Here is a 16959-nt window from a genome sequence, read left to right on the forward strand (position 1 = left end):
GCGGCATCGCTCTCCTAGGCTACCAGACTTTTTCCATCTTCTCCTCTGCCTGTTTACGGAAGACCCAGTGCAGCTCCGGCAAGGTGGTAGGATAATTCAGCAGCTTAGTTAGCGAAGCCATGGGGATCCCCACCACTGCCGATGAATGTAACGAGCTGGGCATCTCTCACTGCTTGAAGGCCCAGCAAGCCAAAACCTCGCGGGAGCGACGTGCAGCCTGGGCCCTGGCTTTGGCAGCTTGGCGGCAGGGTTTGGATCTCGATCCCAATCATCTCCCCTGTCAGTTTAATCGCCTCCATGCCCTTTTGGCCTTGGGAAGCGGCTACACGGCCCTCCAAGAGGGAAAAGAGCTGCTCTCCCGGCTTTTGACCCAGCGTTACCTAGAAGATCCCAGCTTGGGCCTAACCGGATCCCAGCCCAGGCTGGCTTGGGATCCCCCCCGCTTGGCTTTCGCCGGCAAAAAGGCCCGCCGCTCTTCTAAGGCCGCTTCTGCTTCCCGCCTTGGCCCCCGCGAGCGCTACCTCCACACTCTAGCCCGTTGGCTAGCCCACAACAGCGGAGTCGTTTACCGACCGGAGCCATTGCCCTACTGGCGGCTGGCTGCAGCCATTGACCCAGAGGACTTAGAGGCCCAGATGGTGGTTGCCATGAATGCGGCGGCCCAAGCGCAGCCGGAAGGGCCTTTTTTGCTGCAGAAAATAGCGGATCACTTCCCTGGCCAAAAAGATCGGGCCATGCAAGTGCTGCAACTGGCTCTAGATCGCTACATTCCGCGGCAGGATCCCTCCAAGGCGGAGTCGGATTCAGCAGAGCAAGAGTTAGAAACGCCTCCTAACGGAGATCCAGCCTCGGAGGCGGTGGCCAGTATGGAAATTTGGACTCAGTATGAGGGGTACAAGCTAAGGCTAGAGCCAGATCTTAAAAGCATTGCAACCTTTGTCCTCCTGGCTCAAGATCGCTGGTTTGAAAGTGAAATCGAGCTGTGTCGGCAAATCCTCAAGCCGGGCATGAACGCCATTGACGTTGGGGCCAACGTTGGCGTTTATACTTTTCTATTTGCCCGCTGTGTGGGCAAAACTGGGAAAGTCTATGCCATTGAACCTACGCCGGGATGTGTGCAGTGCTTGCAGGCAACTGTTGCCCAGAACAAGCTCGATCAAACTGTGCAGGTTGTCGAAGCAGCCGTAGGCGAAGAGTCTCGCGAGGTTTATCTAGTTTGCAAAGGGGCCAGCGTTTTCAACCGCATCGTCACGGATCCCATGTCGGTTGTGGAAGAAACCCGTCCGGTGCAGCAAATTACCTTAGACGAGCTGTGGATCTCAGAGGGCAGCCCCGACATTGATTTACTCGAAGTCGATGTGGAAGGGGCAGAAGTTCCCGTTTTGAAGGGGGGGAGAAAGCTGATCGAGACCTGTACCCCGCTGATCCTGTTTGAAAACCGACATGTCGACCAGTTTTCAGGTTTGGAGTCGGCGAAGCTTCTCGCCGAATTGGGTTATCTCATTTATGTCTATAACCCAGTGATCCAAGATCTCAGCATTGTTCAGGCCTCTGTCCAACTGCCAACTGCGCTAAACTTGGTTGCTGTGCATCCCCGTCGCTTTTCTGTTGTCAGCAAAGCCGGTCTAATCTAGCCGTTTCTGTGGAGTAGAACAATGCCTTTCCCGATTAGCGAGATCCTCGACAAAGACATGCCTTTTATCCGAATTGCAGAAGTGGGGGCGATGTTTCTCGTCGGCGATATCGACAAGCTGGTTCAGGAAGGGCATGCCCAAGTGATAGGATTTGAGCCCCAAAAAGAAGAATGCGAAAAGCTCAACGCCAGAGCCCTAGCCGAGGCTCCTCGCGCCGACAAAGTGAAGCGGCAGTACTTTCCCTATTTCATTGGGGATGGATCCCGTCGCAAGTTTTATTTCACCAATGCCGGCTACACCTCCTCTCTTTACGAGCCCGATCAGGAGCTGGCCCAGCATTTTGAGAACTTGGCGGAAGTTTGTCGGGTAACTCGGGTCGAGGAAGTCCAGACTACTCGGCTAGATGACATTCCAGAACTGGGCGAAGTGGACTTTCTGAAGATGGATGTTCAGGGAGCCGAGCTGGATGTCATCCGGGGTGCTAGGAAAACTCTGCAAAATGTTACTGTCATCCAAACAGAAGTGGAGTACATCCCTCTCTACAAAGGCCAACCTCTTTTCAGCGACGTAGATATTGCCCTTAGGGAAGAAGGCTTTCTCCTCCACGGCATGGCCAGCAACCTTGGCGCCTGCCTCAAGCCCTTTTCAGCCAGAACCTATCGCCCTTACACCCAAGTGTTGTGGTGCGACTATGTTTACGTCAAAAACTTTATGCACCTGGATCGGCTCTCCCCGCGGCAGCGGCTGGCAATGGCGGTGGTTTTGCATGAGGTTTACCTGTCCTACGATCTGGTAGCTTTCATCCTGGGCGTCCATGACCAAATTGCCCAAACCCGTTACAAAGACTTCTACCTGGCCAGGATGTTTGCCGCTCTCAATGTCTCTTAAATTGCTCAGACGAGGTGGGGGATGATCGTCATCGACGGGGTTATCTGGCAGTCGGAAGGGTTTTCTCGCTCTCCACTTTTGGATCAGTCCTACCTGTGGCTGAGCCTCATTGAAGAGTGGGTCAAGGCCAAGAAGGCAACGAAGTTTGTGGTGCTCACCCGCGGGCAAACTTGGTTGCCACCGGGAACTTTTTTTTCCGAGATCCCCCGCTTTGCTTTTGCAGAGGCAGATGAGGATCGCACCGGCCTGCAGAGCGCCTGCGACCAGCTCAAGGCCAGGCTGTTTCTCTCCACCGGCTACACCACCCCCATTTCCACCCCTTCCATCGCCTTCATCTACGACCTAGAAGCAGAGGCCGGCAGCCAATTTCACTCGGAATACATCGAGAAGAAAAATGCCATCCTGGCTGCTTCCCACTACGTTTTCTTCTCCGATGAAGTGCTTGCTGGCTTCCGAACCCACTACCCCGGGATCCCTCCCGAGCAGATGTCGCTAGTCTACCCGGCCATTGAAGGCTGGGCCAAGCCGGCTGCTCCCGATGCCATGGCCGAGTTTCGCCGCAAGTTTCAGTTGACTCGCCCTTTTTTCTTGGCCGTCTTGCCCGAACAGCTGGCTGATTACCGTGGCATCCAGGCTGTCAGCCAAGCTTGGGAGATCCTGCAGGGCCAAAGGCTCTCCCGCACCGAGCTGGTCTTTGCCTTTCCCAGTCCTCTGAAGGTGGATCCTGTCAAAGCGCAACTGCCCCAACGAGAAGGCCTTCGCTACCTCAGCCTGAGCAATCCAGAGTTGGCCTGCGCCTATTCCTCGGCTCTGGCGCTGGTTTTCCACTCCACCTTTCGGCCCAGCAGCCCCCTTGAGGCGATGGCCTGCGGCTGCCCCGTGGTGCATTACCGGGATGAGCAGCCAAATGCCTCCGGCTCGGAGTCGGCAACTGCCTCTGGAGAGAAAAAAGATAAGGATCCCTTGCAAAACCCGACAGCCCTGCTCTGCCAAGGCTCGGTGCGGGAACTGGCAGAAGCCCTGCAGCGCATCCAGAGCTACCCGGTACGCTCTCCCCTCATTGCCAAGGGGTTGGAACAGGCCAAGGAGCTGAGCTGGGCAACAGTGGCCGCCAAGCTGTGGGACATTTTCGAGCAGGTGGCTCCTTCGGAATCCGAGGAACCTACTGGCCGCTGACCACCAGGTTTTTCCACATCTGCCAATAGGCCCGCTCCAGGGCGCGGGCATGGCTTTGTGGATCCCGCAGGGGCGATTTCTCCATCATGCCTCGCAGGCTGTGGCGCAAATGGCGCAGCCGCTCCAGATCACTGGCCAAGTTCACGGCAATTTCCACGTACTCTTCCGGCGTTTGGGCCACTAGCTCCGGCAGCCCCACGTTGGTGAGGATGGAGACCCCCACGCGGCAGACATGAGCGTTGCCCGCCAAGACCACCACCGGCGCGCCGCCCCAGAGGGTTTCACAGGTGGTGGTGGTGCCGTTGTAGGGGAAAGGATCTAGGCCAATGTCAATCTCGCTGTAGATCTGGAGGTGCTCTGGAATGCTGCGGCGATCTCCCACCAGATGCACCCGCTGCCGCTCCACCCCGTGCCGCTCAAAGTGCCCCCAGAAGATCTCGCAGACGCTGCTGTCGGTGTAGCGCATGTTTTTGAGCAGGATGCGGGCATTGGGCAGCCGCTTGAGGATCTCCGCCCACACTGCCACCACGTTGGGGGTAATTTTGGTGGGGTTGTTGCAGCAGCCAAAGGTAATGTAGCCGGCAGACAGAGCCGGCAGCTCGGAAACCGGCGGAAAGATATCTATAGGGTTGTAGCAGAGAAAGCTTTTAGGCAGGCGCATCAACTTTTCTGTGTGGTACCTTTCCGTCATGCCCGGCGGGTCGGCGTAGGCATCGGTGATGCGGTAGTCCACCAAGGTCAGGCCGGTGGTGTTGGGGTAGCCCAGATAGGTGGCCTGGATGGGGGCAGGTTTGAGGGCCAGCACGCCCAAGCGGTTGTAGGCCGTATGGCCGGCCAAATCCACCAAAATGTCGATCTTGTCCTCGTGGATGAGGTCGGCCACCTCCACATCGGAGCGGATCTTGTGGATATCTCGCCAGGCATCGGCCTTTTCCTTCATCCGCTCGGTCACAATGTCCGAATACGGCCCGTTGGAATAGCAGTAGATCTGGAAGCGCTCGTGGTCGTGGTGGTTATAGACATGCTCAAAAAACATGCTCACGGAGTGCAGCTTAAAGTCTCCGGAGATGTAGCCGATGCGCAGAGGCCGCTTCAGATCCCGATCCCGGTGGTAGGGCCGCCGCAGATGGGCCACCGAGGCTTGGGTGGCATCCCCCCACTTCTTGTGCTCCCGCAGGGTCTCTTCGGGATCGAAATCGGGGGCGTAGTGCAGGCCCATGAGGATGTTGCCGTGGAAAGCGATCACCCCCGGAGCCAGCTTGGCCGACTTGCGGTAGGCTTTGATGGCCTCCTCGTGGCGGCATTGCTGGAGGAAGGTGCCTGCCAACCCTGCATAGGTGGAAGGATCCTCGGGGTTGATCTCCAGGGCGCGCTGGAAAGATTCCAGTGCCTCGGTTAGGCGGTTCAGCTCTTTGTAAACGGATCCCAGGGCCCGGTGAACATCCAGGAAGTCCGGCTTGAGGCGGGCGGCCTCCTGCAAAACCGGCAGGGCCTCTTCGTTGCGGTGCTGGCTTTGCAACAACAGCCCCAAGTTGCAGTAGGCTTCTCCCAGTTCTGGGTCGTGCACCAGCGCCTGCCGATATTGGATCTCTTCTTTTTCCGGCTCGTTCAAGTGCCGATAGGCCAGGCCCAGGTTGTTGTAGGCCAGGGCAAAATCGGGCTTGTGCTCCAGGGCCGCTTCCAGCAAGGGGATGGCCTCCTTAAACCTTAGTTGATCCAGCAGCAGGCAGCCGGCCTCGAAGTAGGCTTCGGCAAAGTCGGGCCGCACGCCCAGAGCGCGGCTGAGGTGGGCCATGCTATCGGCCATGCCGCAAGGGAACACCTTGCGCAACCCCCGATCCGACAAAAAACCCGCCAAGCCCCGGTAAGCTTCGGCATATTCAGGCTGCAGGCCAAGGGCCACATGGTAGTAGTCCAGCGCCCGCTGCGGCTGCTTCAGCTTGCGATAGGCTGTGGCCAGGTTGAAGTAAACCCGCGGGCGATCCGGCTGCAGCGCCAAAGCCGCCCGATAGGCTTCGATGGCCGCCTCCGGCTGTCCCTGCTCCAGCAGGGCGGTGCCCAGGTTGATGTGAGCTTCCACCAAGTGCCCATCCAGGGCCAGCGCCTGACGGAAAGCAGCAATAGCTTCCTCCCAGTTCCCTTGCTCTGCCAAGGCCAAGCCCAGGCCATTGTGCAAGGCCGCTTGCTGCGGATCCTGCTCCAGGAGCTGGCGATAGAGCTCAACAGAACGCTCCAACTGCCCCGCCTCGCGGCAGAGCTCGGCCAGTTCTTGCGCCCGCTCTGGGGTAAACTCTAGCGCCAGCGCCTGCTCTAGATGGTCGATGGCCGTTGCCGGCCACCCCTTCTGTCGGTAGATCTGGGCCAGCTCCGTCAGGATCTGGGCATCCTGGGGCTGCAGGGCCAGGGCCCGCCGGTAATACAGCTCAGCCTGGTCGTACTGGCCCAGCTGGAAGTGGCAGAGGCCCAGGTTGAAGAGGGCCTGCAGGTAATCGGGCTGCAGCGCCACCGCTTGGCTGTAGCATCCGATGGCTGCTTCCCGCTTGCCCAGCGCTTGATATACAGCGCCCAAGTTGCTGTGAAAAGCTGCCTGCTCTGGCCGCAGCTGCGTGGCCTTGGCCATGTGGGCCGCGGCTTCCTCAAGGCGGCCCGTCTGGTAGCAGAGGATGCCCAGAAAATGCAGAGCCTCCGGTTGGTCGGGCTGGAGAGCCAGCACCTGGCGGTAGGCCGCCTCCGCCTGCTGCAGCTCCCCTGCCTGGTGGTGGCGGATGGCCACTTCCAAAGTAGCTATCAGCGCATCGGGTGTCACTTGGCCTGGATCCCTAGATTTCATAACCTCTAATCCTACACCCATCTGAGTTCCGCGAGAAAAAAACGGGCCTGAACTTTCAGGCCCGCCGAGGGGTTAAACAGCCTGCCGACTAGCGCGGGACAGTGAAGGTGATGTCCAGCCGTGGCCCGCGAGCCGTGGTGATAGGGCCAGCACCCGTACCCGTAGCCGGCTCTTTGTCGAACTCGGCGCGGCAGGTGCCCGTAGCCCCCTGGCTAATCTCGAAACCAGCCGCGTTAGCTGGCGTCCCCGCCGTGCTGGTGCTGGTGCTGAAGCTGGTCGAGAAGCTGGAGGATAAGGTCTGGTTGGGGATAACCAGGGTCAGGTTGACAGGGACTGACAGGAAAGTGGTGGTGGCAGTGTCGCCGTTAGCACCAGCTGGTGTGCCTGGGAATATAAAGGTTGTGTTGAAACCCAGGTTACCCAGCTGGCCACTTTGGTTGATCGTCGTGCTGATGGTGGGCAAGAAGGCCGAGAAGGTGCTGCCCGCCGCACTGAAGCTCACCGTGATGGGGTTGGTGGCCAGCAGCGTAATCGTAGCAGTGGCTGGGCTGGTAGTGTTAACTTGGTAGGTAGATTGGTTGGCTGGTGCGCTTCCTTGAACCACAACCAAAATGGGACCAAACACCTGGAAGGCAAGAGCGCCACTGGCCGTGCCACTGTCCGAGCTGGAGACAGAGGTGGAAACCGACGCGAACACAGAGGTAGCCTGGTTGTTCCACACCTCCTTGGCACACTGCAGCCGCACCTGGTAGAAGCGCGGGCCTGGCGCCGACACCGCCCGCTGTACTCCAGGCCCCACATCCGCCAGCCGCGGCCCCGCCGACGCATCGTTCCCCAGCACGTTGCCGGTGAAGCTCAAAGCCACAAAGCCAGAAGTCGCCGGCGCAAAGAAGTCGCTGGACACCACGTTGTCAACCGCGCCCAGCCGCACTTCTTGGAACACCACACTGTTGGCCGCTAGGTTGTGGGGAGTGACATCCAGGAAGAAGAAGCCCCGCCCCCGCTCGCCAGTAATACCAGGAATGGTGGTCGAGTCGTTGGAGGGCAACTGCACCAGCGTCAACTGCGCCCCCTGCACAATCGCGTTGCGGGGAATGGCGTCGGGAATGGGGAAGGAAAGCACCGCCCGGAAGTCAGAGTAGGTGGCCAGCGGCAGGTTCTCGGCTGTGCCGGAGCGGCGGATGCCAAAGCCAACGGGAATGACAATGGGGTTGGAGAAGACTAGTCCCCCCGGAGTGAGAGCGGCCAGTTGGGTGGGCAGAGCGCTGATGGGCCCAGCAGTGGTGGGAGTGGGAGCAGGAACAGGGGTTGGAGGTGGTGGCGGCGGAGCCGGGGGAGCCGGTGGGGGTGGTGGGGGCGGCACGGGTGTGACGGTGCTGGTGCTGCTTTCTTCGCCGCAACCGGTGAGCAGCAGGGGCAGCAGCACCACTGTGGAAGCCAGAGACAGAGACCCGAGTGACTTCAGGAGCCACTTGTGCATTGTTCCGTTCATTGTTCTCCTCTTAACCAAAAAAGTGGGGTTCGGCTGAACACTTCCCTTAACTTACCCGATCAACTCGCCCAGGGCAAGCCAGGCCGTAGGAAAGAGCCAATCGAGGAAAGACGCACACGCGCTTGGATAAGCGGCTCGTCTGTTTACTCTGCTTATCATACAAGTCAATCAGCTCGCTTTGGCAAGTACTGCCGATTTTTTTTGGACAAGATCAAAGGTGACGTGGGTCACAGACACCGGGCAGGGTCCCGGGAAGGAGTCGGGTGGCGGCTTCTGGGAGCAAAGCAGGTGGAGCCACCGGAAGAGCAGTCAGCTAGAAATCGCAGGAGCCCCGCACTGCACCCGTAGGGTCAGTGTCGGGAGGAATGCGGAAGTTATGATAGAACCATGATCCAAGTCCTGACCGTCTCCTGCAAGCTCAAGGTGTCCCAGTCGCAAGCCGCCAAATTGGACGCGACGATGGAGGCTTTTGGCCAAGCCTTGAACTGGGTCAACCAGAACACGCCGGAGAAGATCGTCAACGCGGTCAAACTGCAATCCCTTTGCTACTACGAGATTCGAGCCCGGTTCGGCTTGTCCAGTAACTTGGCTCAACAGGTGTGCAGACGGGTGGCAGGCGCTCGCAAAGTGGCGAGACAGCGCAACCGTCCGGTTAAAGAGTTCAAGCGTAGGTTCGTTACCTACGATGCACGTATCTTTTCATTCCGCGAGAAAGACTGGACGGTGTCGCTGACCACGGTGGAAGGGAGAGAACGCTTTGAACTAGCCATTGGCAACTACCAGCGTGGGATGCTGGCTGGCTCTAACCCCAAATCGGCCACCCTAGTCCAGCGGAAGGATGGCTCCTACTCCATCCAGATTTGCGTAGAGAAAAACCCGCCCAAGCAACAAGATACCGACAAGGTGATCGGGGTGGACTTTGGAAGGACAGATATTGCCCATACGTCAGAGGGGGACAACTGGAATGGACAGCAGTTGAACAGAGTCCGAGACCACTACTCCAAGCTGAGGGCGGCACTCCAACGCAAAGCCAGTAAGGGCACACGCAGTTCGCGGCGCAGATGCCGTCAACTGCTGCAACGGCTGTCTGGCAAGGAGAGACGCTTTCAAGTGTGGGTCAATCATCGCATCTCCAAAGCTATTGTCTCTAGGGCAAAAGCCACAAACAGTGCTATCGCTCTGGAAGACCTGACAGGGATCCGGGAAAGGGTCAATCAACAGCCACGCAGCAAAACCGAAAGGCGCAGGGCCAACAGTTGGGCGTTCTACCAGCTACGCCAGTTTCTGGAATACAAGGCGAGAGTTGCAGGGGTTTCTCTGATTCTTGTTCCGCCTGCCTACACGTCGCAGACCTGCCACAAGTGTTTACACATCCATCCCGATCCTGCGCAATCCTACCGCAGTGGTAAGTCGTTCAAGTGTGGGCACTGTGGATGGGAAGGGGATGCGGATTTGAATGGTGCGAATGTGATTGCGCTCTTGGGGGCTGCCGTAAACCAGCCTAGAGGTTCGGGCCTGTATTGTTCTCTGGTAGGGCAGAGCAGGCTCAGGGCTACTGAAAGCCCGCTCCGTACCGCTTAGCGGTCGGAGCCGGGTAGTTTACAATCCTTGCCCGGCATGGCTTTTGCGGATCCACCTGGAAAAAACCGGAAGATTTGCCTATTTCCTCACAAAAGGATGCTTGATCCGGGGCAGAAGGGTGGCAGGATGAGGAGTGGATGTTTTTTCTGGAGACACACCCAGGATGGCTACCTACAAGGTCACTCTGATCAACGAGGAGCAAGGCTTGAACGTCACCATCGATGTGCCGGACGATGAGTACATTTTGGACGTGGCGGAAGAGCAAGGGATCGAGCTGCCCTATTCCTGCCGCGCCGGTGCCTGTTCGACCTGTGCCGGCAAGCTGGTGAGCGGCACGGTGGATCAAAGCGATCAGTCCTTCCTGGATGATGATCAGATCGAGCAGGGCTATGTGCTGACCTGTGTGGCTTACCCTACCTCCGACTGCACCATCATCACCCACCAAGAAGAAGCCCTTTACTGATCGAGCTTGAATTTCCGTCCTCAACCCCAGCCCCTCTTCCAAAGAGAGAGGGGTTTTTGTTTTGGGTGGCCCAAGGGGGTGTTCGAGCGCTCCGCGCTGCTGAGGCCCTCACCCAGAGGGAGAGGAGCATGCCTCTAACCCCCAAAACCCTGAACTTTGCTGAATTTACTGAGCTTTAGGCGGTTTGGCAAAAGTCATTGAGAGGGATATAGTAGACCAAGTTTCCCCCTGATCCTTGAGTCCACCGCAACGGTTGCCGGGAAGTGAAGGGGGAAAGCGCTCGGGGGGTATTCCTCAGGGCTTTGCGGGATACCGCCTTCCTGTTTGGACTCCGTCCCGCTGACGCGAACAGAGATAGGCAGGATGCGATCGCTTCTTTCCTGAACCATGTTCAGGGGAGTTCAGCGTGAATGTATCAGAATTGGCAGTGGTAGGATTTCCTTATTCTGTAGTGCTTCAGCAACCATGACCCCTGAGCAAGAGCAGTGGCTGATTCAAGCCATCCAGGAGCTACAAGCCTCCCAGAGAGAATTGCAAGCCTCCCAAAGAGAATTGCAGGCCGCTCAGCAGGAGCTGCGTCTTGTCCAACAAAACCAGCAGGTTTTGATTCAAGAGCTGCGGGAAGGACAGGCGATGCTGGCCCAGTTTTTTCGCGAGTCAATGGATCGGTTTGATGAGCGCACCCGGGCTATTGAACGGCGCACGGAAGCTGTGGAACGGCGCACAGAAGCACTGGAACGGCGCACTGACGAGATGGCCCGAGAGATGCGGGAGATCCGGCAAGAGATTCGGGATCTGCGCCGCGATTTTCTGGAACGGCGTTAGCTTCCATCCAACCCTGGCCCAAGCGCTCACAGCCCCTTTCCCAGGGAGAAATGCAGGGTGATAGGATTTTTTTATTCTTCTGTATTCTTCTGTAGCCCTCGCCGACCATGACCCCTGAGCAAGAGCAGTGGCTGATTCGCGCCATCCAAGAGTTGCAAGCTGCCCAGCAGGAGCTGCGTCTTGTCCAACAAAACCAGCAGGTTTTGATTCAAGAGCTGCGGGAAGGACAGGCGATGCTGGCCCAGTTTTTTCGCGAGTCAATGGATCGGTTTGATGAGCGCACCCGGGCTATTGAACGGCGCACGGAAGCTGTGGAACGGCGCACAGAAGCACTGGAACGGCGCACCGACCAGATGGCGGAAGAGATGAGGGAGATCCGGCAGGAGATTCGGGATCTGCGCCGCGATTTTTTGGAACGGCGGTAGTGGCCCTCACCCCCAGCCCCTCTCCCTCAGGGAGAGGGGAGCTAGGATGGTGGCAGAGCAGTTTCTGGAGGCGGCTGTGGCTTGGACGAGGGGATCCGTTTCTGCACCATCAAGAGCTCGCCTGAGTTTGGCGGAATACCTTGCTTATTCGGATGGCAGTGATACCCGCTATGAGCTGGTGGCAGGGGAGTTGGTGCCCATGGCTCTTCCAACCGGACGGCATGTGCAGATTCAAAACTTTCTCAGCCGAGTTTTCGAGGCAGAGATTGCACGGCAGCAGTTGCCCTGGACAACGATACAGGGAGGCTTGGGGATCCAGTCTCCGCGGGGCAATCGGTGGGATTCGGTGCGGATTCCCGATGGGGTGGTGCTGCCTTTGGAGCAATGGCAGGAGATGGGATCCCGGGAGGCGTTGATTCGCCTAGAGGATCCGCCGCCGCTACTGGTGGTGGAGGTGGTGAGTGAGTCGAGCCGGGCAGCAGACTATCGGGCCAAGCAAGCAGAGTATTGCGTTTTGGGGATCGGCGAGTATTGGGTTGTGGATCCGCTGGAAGAAAAAGTAAGCCTGCTGCTGCTCCACAAAGGCTGGTACGATGTGCTGGAGCTGCAAGGATCCGAGCGGCTGCCCTCGAAGGTTTTTGTGGGGCTGGAGTTACAGGCGGGGGAGCATGACTCTAGTCAATAATAAGCTCAACTATACTGAAAATAATGTATAATATGTTCAGTACGGATTACTACCAGTTGATCTTTCTGTTTACTTTCGAGTCTGCCAACATGGTAGCCAAAGCAAATCAGAAAATTGGTAGTAAGACGACACGGAAACTGCGCTTTGGGTATTCTACTCAAAGCTTTGCGGGATACCGCCATTCTGTTTGGAAACAAACAGAATGCTATCGCTGCATAGTTGAACAGTGATGTTCAGCAGTGTTCAGCGTAAATGTATCAGATCTTGGCTGCGGATTCGGGTTATTCTGGTAAAGCTACGGGGAGTTAGCTCAGTTGGTAGAGCGCTGCGATCGCACCGCAGAGGTCAGGGATTCGAGTTCCCTACTCTCCATTGAGGTTTTGGATTTGGATCCCTTGCCCCCGATCCCTCTCCCAGGAGGAGAGAAGAGTTAGTGGTGGTAGGATTTCCTTATTCTGTAGTGTTTCAGTAACCATGACGCCCGAGCAAGAACAGTGGCTGATTCAAGCCATCCAAGAGTTGCAAGCCTCCCAAAGAGAGTTGCAAGCCTCCCAAAGAGAGCTGCAAGCCTCCCAAAAAGAATTGCAAGCTGCCCAGCAGGAGCTGCGTCTTGTCCAGCAAAACCAGCAGGTTTTGATTCAAGAGCTGCGGGAGGGACAGGCGATGCTGGCGCAGTTCTTTCGCGAGTCAATGGATCGGTTTGACGAGCGTACTCGGGCCATCGAACGCCGCACAGAAGCACTGGAACGGCGCACCGACCAGATGGCGGAGGAGATGAGAGAGATCCGGCAAGAGATTCGGGATCTGCGCCGCGATTTTTTGGAACGGCGGTAGCTTGGGCCCAAGCGCTCTGCGTTGCTAGTGTAACCATCCCCGGATCCTTCTCCCAGGAGGAGATTTAGGGTGGTAGGATTTCCTTGTTCTGTAGCGCCTTGGTAACCATGACACCTGAGCAAGAGCAGTGGCTGATTCGGGCCGTCCAGGAGTTGCAAGCTGCCCAGCAAAACCAGCAGGTTTTGATCCAAGAGCTGCGGGAAGGGCAGGCGATGCTGGCGCAGTTTTTCCGCGAGGCGCTGGATCGCTTTGACGAGCGTACTCGGGCCATCGAACGCCGCACAGAAGCACTGGAACGGCGCACCGACCAGATGGCGGAGGAGATGAGAGAGATCCGGCAAGAGATTCGGGATCTGCGCCGCGACTTTTTGGAACGGCGGTAACTTGGGCCCAAGCGCTCTGCATTGCCGACGCCCTCACCCCCAGCCCCTCTCTCTCAGGGAGAGGGGAAATTGGCGGGATTTTGGGTAGGAAGGGATCCCACCTAGATTAATCTAGAGGAACTTTGTCTGGCCTCACTGGCATTTGCCCTTCCCCACGAGTTTGCCTATGTCTGTCATCCGTGCCCTCCACAGGCAGTTGGTAACCAAAGAGCGCTCTGCCGAAGAGATCGCCCGCGAGTACCTGGAGCGCCTGGCCCAACTGGAGCCGCAGCTTAAAAGCTTTATTACTGTGACCGAGGAACTGGCTCTGCAACAGGCCAGGGCGGTGGACGCCCGCATTCGGGCCGGGGAGGCGATCGGCCCTTTGGCCGGGATCCCGCTTGCCGTGAAAGACAACCTCTGCACCCAAGGGATCCGCACCACCTGCGCTTCCCGGATGCTGGAGGGGTTCATTCCCCCCTATGAATCAACGGTGACGGCGCGGCTGGCGGCTGCGGGCATGGTGACGGTGGGCAAGACCAACCTAGACGAGTTTGCCATGGGCAGCTCCACGGAAAACTCCGCCTTTCAGCGCACCGCCAATCCCTGGGATCTGACGCGGGTGCCAGGGGGATCCTCTGGGGGATCGGCGGCGGCGGTGGCTGCCGACCAAGCGGTGGTGGCCCTGGGCTCAGATACGGGGGGATCCATCCGCCAACCGGCAGCTTTTTGTGGGGTGGTGGGCCTCAAGCCCACCTACGGGCTGGTGTCCCGCTACGGGCTGGTGGCCTTTGCTTCGTCTTTGGATCAGGTGGGGCCGTTTGGGCGCACGGTGGAGGATGTGGCCTTGCTGCTGCAGGGGATCGCCGGCCATGACCCGATGGACTCCACCAGCCTGAAGGTGGATATCCCGGACTATAGCCAGGCTCTGATCCCGGACATCAAGGGGTTCAAAATCGGGGTGATCCGCGACTTGCTGGGGGAAGGATGCGGCGAGGAGACCCGCGCTGCCGTGCAAGCGGCCATTCAACATCTGCAGGAGCTGGGGGCGGAGATCCTGGAGATCGACTGCCCCAGTTTTCGCTATGGCCTAGCCACCTATTACATCATCGCCCCTTCGGAAGCCTCTGCCAACTTGGCCCGCTACGACGGGGTAAAGTACGGCCTGCGGGAACCTGCCGACTCGCTGCTGGCCATGTATGGCAAGACCCGCGCCCACGGCTTTGGGCCAGAAGTCAAGCGGCGCATCATGATCGGCACCTATGCCCTCTCCTCGGGGTACTACGACGCCTACTACCTCAAGGCTCAGAAGGTGCGCACCCTCATCAAGCAGGACTTCCTCAAGGCTTTCGAGAAGGTGGATGTGCTGGTCAGCCCCACCACCCCCACCCCAGCCTTCAAGCTCGGCGAGCGGGAGGATCCCCTCAGCATGTACCTGTGCGACCTGATGACGATCCCGGTGAACTTGGCGGGATTGCCGGGATTGAGCCTGCCCTGCGGGTTTGCCGATGGCCTGCCCATTGGCCTGCAAATTGTGGGCAACGCCCTACAGGAGAGCAAGGTGCTGCGGGTGGCCTATGCCTATGAGCAAAGCACCGACTGGCACAAGCGACGGCCCCCGCTAGGGCAGCCCTCAGTTGAAGAGGGCCAGGGATCCGATCCCGGCCAACCTCAAGCCAAGCGCAGATCCGGCAAAAGGAGCAAAAAATCCAAGGGCTGAGGAGGGAGAGGTGGAAACTAGGCCATGCCCATCTGGTTGGCCGCCGAAAAGCGCTCCATAAAGCGCAGGAAGCGATCCCACTCTGCCTCGGTTTCCATGTCGTAGGTCACTTCCAGGGCTTTGAATTCCCCATTCAAGAACTTGGCCCTGATGTTGCGGGTGGTCAGCTCCCCTTCCTCATCGATCATCCGCATGCCGAGGATGTTTTGCGTATCGGATTTCAGCTCCTCGAAGCGGAAAATCGCGGATCCCCGGTTGCCGGTCTTGGATTTCAGCACTCGCACCTGGGTGGGCACCTCTTGGATGCCGGGGGAGAACTCGATACTGGCCATGATGTCCTACGAAACACGATGATTTAAGCCATTATAACCGGCCAATCCCCGCATCCTGCTCCAGAAAATCTCTCAGCTCCTGGGCCGTCATCTGCTCCAGGTGATGGCCGGCCTGCCGTTGGGCTTCTGCCACATCGGGGATCCGGTCGCACAGGGCGCCAACCCGAAGGGGAAGAGGCTGGGCTGCCAACCCAGCGCGCGCTGCCGGAGTCACCTGGCCACAGAGGATGAGCAGGGGTTTTTGGGCTTGGATAGCCTGCTCCAGCACGGCCCCCACCACCTTTCCCATCGTGCTTTGTTCGTCGAGGCAGCCCTCTCCGGTGACGACCAGATGGCAGCGGCGGATGCGCTCCGGCAGGGCCAATTGCTGGGCCAGCAAGCGGATCCCCGACTCCAGAGTGGCCCCCAGAAAAGCCACCAGACCTGCTCCTAAGCCGCCTGCGGCTCCGGCCCCCGGGATCCCGGCCACTGCCCGGCCCAGGTCTCGCTCCACCATCGTTGCCCAATGGGCCAAGGCTTGCTCCAACTGCTGCACTTGCGGGGGGGTAGCCCCTTTCTGGGGCGCAAAGACGGCGGCGGCTCCCCACGGGCCGGTGAGGGGATTCTGCACATCGCAGAGGCCGCGGACCCGTTTCCCCTGCCAAACAGGCTGTTCGGGGGGCTCGATGCGCGCCAGCCGGGCCAGCTCCGCCCCACCCCAGCCGATGGGATCCCCAGCTCCATCCAACAGGCGATAGCCTAAGGCCTGCGCCATGCCCGCCCCTCCATCCACGGTGGCGGATCCCCCTAGCCCTATCCAGATCTCGGCAATAGGCTCCCGGCAGACGGCCCACAACAGCTCCCCCAAGCCGTAGGTGGTGGTGCGGGTGGGATCCCGCCGCTCCGGTGGCACCAAGGTCAGGCCAGCCACCTGGGCCAGCTCCAACAGGGCCAGCTCTCCTGCCACCCCGTACTCCGCCCACACGGGATCCCCCAGGGGGCCGGTGACCCACAGACCCTTTTTCTCTCCCCCCAGCGTCGGCAGCAATACCTCTAGGGTGCCCTCTCCCCCATCGGCCAAGGGGAGCCGCTCCACCTCGGCCTCCGGCAGCACCTGTTGGATCCCGCGGGCCATGCTCTCTGCCGCCGCCGTGGCTGTTAGGGATCCCTTAAAACTATCCGGGCAAACCAAAATCCGCCGCGGTGGGCTGCTGAACTGGGATCCCTTTGCCTGGAAACCCGCATCCAGCATGGAACCTCCTCGGCGGCGCTAAAAGGTGGATTGCAAGCCTAGCCCTCCTCCTCTGCTGGCGAAGGCTGATCCGCGCTGGCAGGCTGGGAGGCACTGCCCAAAGATTGCTCCAGGGCTAGGCGCTGCTCCATGACCCGCAGGAAATAGCCGCCCATCATCGCGCCGGAGAGCATTTTGGCCAAGCTCTCGCGGTTGGTAATGATCTGAACTCCGAATTGATCGGAGGGCAAGCTCCCCACCAAGCTGCGGATGTTGTGGCCCAAGATCTCCAGCACTTCTGGGGAAGAATTGCGGGCAATATCCTGAAAGACGCTGGGATCCTGAGATTGCAGGTATTGCCAGAGCCGGTTGTCGGGGCTCGGAGTTTGCAATGCCTCAAAACCAGGGATGAAGTTCAACGGGCTCGCCATGGAGTAACCAAGCTCCACAAACACAGCAGATGCCATCCCAACTGGGCTGCTCGGCCTGATCCCCCAGGCCT

16 protein-coding genes and 1 tRNA gene are annotated in these 16959 nt (G+C 58.9%); 12 read left to right on the plus strand and 5 right to left on the minus strand.

Annotation, left to right across the window (positions count from 1 at the left end; genetic code table 11):
* Positions 1 to 119 precede the first annotated feature (119 nt).
* From ACVWXE_RS03980 to ACVWXE_RS03990, 3 genes are read left to right on the plus strand one after another with little or no spacing between them, the layout of a single operon-like run.
* The gene (locus ACVWXE_RS03980) at positions 120 to 1634 is read left to right on the plus strand and encodes an FkbM family methyltransferase (RefSeq protein ID WP_457489645.1); all 1515 of its coding nucleotides are present in this window, start codon (positions 120 to 122) and stop codon (positions 1632 to 1634) included.
* Between the two features lie 21 nt (positions 1635 to 1655).
* Complete coding sequence (locus ACVWXE_RS03985) at positions 1656 to 2522, plus strand: FkbM family methyltransferase (RefSeq protein ID WP_457489646.1); 867 nt, start codon at positions 1656 to 1658, stop codon at positions 2520 to 2522.
* A gap of 21 nt (positions 2523 to 2543) precedes the next feature.
* Positions 2544 to 3698 carry a hypothetical protein gene (locus ACVWXE_RS03990; RefSeq protein ID WP_457489647.1) on the plus strand — a complete coding sequence of 385 codons (1155 nt, stop codon included), beginning with the start codon at positions 2544 to 2546 and terminating at the stop codon, positions 3696 to 3698.
* On the opposite strand, the gene ACVWXE_RS03995 is transcribed toward ACVWXE_RS03990, so the two are convergent.
* Positions 3685 to 6528 carry a tetratricopeptide repeat protein gene (locus ACVWXE_RS03995; RefSeq protein WP_457489648.1) on the minus strand — a complete coding sequence of 948 codons (2844 nt, stop codon included), beginning with the start codon at positions 6526 to 6528 and terminating at the stop codon, positions 3685 to 3687. The genes ACVWXE_RS03990 and ACVWXE_RS03995 overlap by 14 nt on opposite strands.
* Before the next feature lie 88 nt (positions 6529 to 6616).
* Entirely contained in the window at positions 6617 to 8020 is a 1404-nt protein-coding gene (locus ACVWXE_RS04000; protein ID WP_457489649.1) for a hypothetical protein, read from the minus strand.
* Between the two features lie 387 nt (positions 8021 to 8407).
* Between ACVWXE_RS04000 and ACVWXE_RS04005 the strand changes: the two genes are divergently transcribed.
* From ACVWXE_RS04005 to gatA, 9 genes are all read left to right on the plus strand, one after another.
* Positions 8408 to 9601, plus strand: coding sequence for an RNA-guided endonuclease InsQ/TnpB family protein (locus ACVWXE_RS04005; protein ID WP_457489650.1), 1194 nt, complete (start codon positions 8408 to 8410; stop codon positions 9599 to 9601).
* A gap of 163 nt (positions 9602 to 9764) precedes the next feature.
* On the plus strand, positions 9765 to 10064 hold the full coding sequence (locus ACVWXE_RS04010) for a ferredoxin (RefSeq protein ID WP_011433206.1): 300 nt from the start codon (positions 9765 to 9767) through the stop codon (positions 10062 to 10064).
* A 465-nt stretch (positions 10065 to 10529) separates the two neighbouring features.
* The gene (locus ACVWXE_RS04015; protein ID WP_457489651.1) at positions 10530 to 10889 is read left to right on the plus strand and encodes a hypothetical protein; all 360 of its coding nucleotides are present in this window, start codon (positions 10530 to 10532) and stop codon (positions 10887 to 10889) included.
* A 107-nt stretch (positions 10890 to 10996) separates the two neighbouring features.
* A complete protein-coding gene (locus ACVWXE_RS04020; protein ID WP_011433208.1) occupies positions 10997 to 11314 on the plus strand; it encodes a hypothetical protein in 318 nt (105 codons plus the stop codon).
* 46 nt (positions 11315 to 11360) lie between these two features.
* Positions 11361 to 11999 (plus strand): Uma2 family endonuclease, encoded by a 639-nt coding sequence (locus tag ACVWXE_RS04025; RefSeq protein WP_457489652.1) that lies wholly within the window; start codon positions 11361 to 11363, stop codon positions 11997 to 11999.
* Positions 12000 to 12298: 299 nt separating this feature from the next.
* A tRNA-Ala gene (locus tag ACVWXE_RS04030) sits at positions 12299 to 12371 on the plus strand.
* A gap of 102 nt (positions 12372 to 12473) precedes the next feature.
* Entirely contained in the window at positions 12474 to 12833 is a 360-nt protein-coding gene (locus ACVWXE_RS04035) for a hypothetical protein (protein ID WP_457489653.1), read from the plus strand.
* 107 nt (positions 12834 to 12940) lie between these two features.
* Positions 12941 to 13216: a hypothetical protein gene (locus tag ACVWXE_RS04040; protein WP_457489654.1), complete on the plus strand. Its 276-nt coding sequence runs from the start codon at positions 12941 to 12943 to the stop codon at positions 13214 to 13216.
* 166 nt (positions 13217 to 13382) lie between these two features.
* Entirely contained in the window at positions 13383 to 14915 is a 1533-nt protein-coding gene (gene gatA, locus ACVWXE_RS04045; protein WP_457489655.1) for an Asp-tRNA(Asn)/Glu-tRNA(Gln) amidotransferase subunit GatA, read from the plus strand.
* Between the two features lie 17 nt (positions 14916 to 14932).
* On the opposite strand, the gene psb28 is transcribed toward gatA, so the two are convergent.
* The 3 genes from psb28 to ACVWXE_RS04060 are packed head-to-tail and all read right to left on the minus strand — an operon-like array spanning position 14933 to position 16888.
* Entirely contained in the window at positions 14933 to 15247 is a 315-nt protein-coding gene (gene psb28, locus ACVWXE_RS04050; RefSeq protein ID WP_414414133.1) for a photosystem II reaction center protein Psb28, read from the minus strand.
* Positions 15248 to 15278: 31 nt separating this feature from the next.
* Positions 15279 to 16478 (minus strand): glycerate kinase family protein, encoded by a 1200-nt coding sequence (locus ACVWXE_RS04055; RefSeq protein WP_457489656.1) that lies wholly within the window; start codon positions 16476 to 16478, stop codon positions 15279 to 15281.
* Positions 16479 to 16516: 38 nt separating this feature from the next.
* Positions 16517 to 16888: a DUF760 domain-containing protein gene (locus ACVWXE_RS04060; RefSeq protein WP_414330541.1), complete on the minus strand. Its 372-nt coding sequence runs from the start codon at positions 16886 to 16888 to the stop codon at positions 16517 to 16519.
* Between the last annotated feature and the right edge of the window lie 71 nt (positions 16889 to 16959).

This window comes from Thermostichus sp. MS-CIW-41 (assembly GCF_054058915.1).

What these genes read in the sequence shown, in the direction of transcription:
- ACVWXE_RS04055 (WP_457489656.1), bottom strand. Translation starts at nt 16,478, where the DNA reads ATGCTGGATGCGGGTTTCCAGGCAAAGGGATCCCAGTTCAGCAGCCCA.
- psb28 (WP_414414133.1), bottom strand. Translation starts at nt 15,247, where the DNA reads ATGGCCAGTATCGAGTTCTCCCCCGGCATCCAAGAGGTGCCCACCCAG.
- ACVWXE_RS03985 (WP_457489646.1), top strand. Translation starts at nt 1,656, where the DNA reads ATGCCTTTCCCGATTAGCGAGATCCTCGACAAAGACATGCCTTTTATC.
- ACVWXE_RS04025 (WP_457489652.1), top strand. Translation starts at nt 11,361, where the DNA reads ATGGTGGCAGAGCAGTTTCTGGAGGCGGCTGTGGCTTGGACGAGGGGA.
- ACVWXE_RS04010 (WP_011433206.1), top strand. Translation starts at nt 9,765, where the DNA reads ATGGCTACCTACAAGGTCACTCTGATCAACGAGGAGCAAGGCTTGAAC.
- gatA (WP_457489655.1), top strand. Translation starts at nt 13,383, where the DNA reads ATGTCTGTCATCCGTGCCCTCCACAGGCAGTTGGTAACCAAAGAGCGC.
- ACVWXE_RS04060 (WP_414330541.1), bottom strand. Translation starts at nt 16,888, where the DNA reads ATGGCGAGCCCGTTGAACTTCATCCCTGGTTTTGAGGCATTGCAAACT.
- ACVWXE_RS04015 (WP_457489651.1), top strand. Translation starts at nt 10,530, where the DNA reads ATGACCCCTGAGCAAGAGCAGTGGCTGATTCAAGCCATCCAGGAGCTA.
- ACVWXE_RS03995 (WP_457489648.1), bottom strand. Translation starts at nt 6,528, where the DNA reads ATGAAATCTAGGGATCCAGGCCAAGTGACACCCGATGCGCTGATAGCT.
- ACVWXE_RS04035 (WP_457489653.1), top strand. Translation starts at nt 12,474, where the DNA reads ATGACGCCCGAGCAAGAACAGTGGCTGATTCAAGCCATCCAAGAGTTG.
- ACVWXE_RS04000 (WP_457489649.1), bottom strand. Translation starts at nt 8,020, where the DNA reads ATGAACGGAACAATGCACAAGTGGCTCCTGAAGTCACTCGGGTCTCTG.
- ACVWXE_RS04040 (WP_457489654.1), top strand. Translation starts at nt 12,941, where the DNA reads ATGACACCTGAGCAAGAGCAGTGGCTGATTCGGGCCGTCCAGGAGTTG.
- ACVWXE_RS04020 (WP_011433208.1), top strand. Translation starts at nt 10,997, where the DNA reads ATGACCCCTGAGCAAGAGCAGTGGCTGATTCGCGCCATCCAAGAGTTG.
- ACVWXE_RS03980 (WP_457489645.1), top strand. Translation starts at nt 120, where the DNA reads ATGGGGATCCCCACCACTGCCGATGAATGTAACGAGCTGGGCATCTCT.
- ACVWXE_RS03990 (WP_457489647.1), top strand. Translation starts at nt 2,544, where the DNA reads ATGATCGTCATCGACGGGGTTATCTGGCAGTCGGAAGGGTTTTCTCGC.
- ACVWXE_RS04005 (WP_457489650.1), top strand. Translation starts at nt 8,408, where the DNA reads ATGATCCAAGTCCTGACCGTCTCCTGCAAGCTCAAGGTGTCCCAGTCG.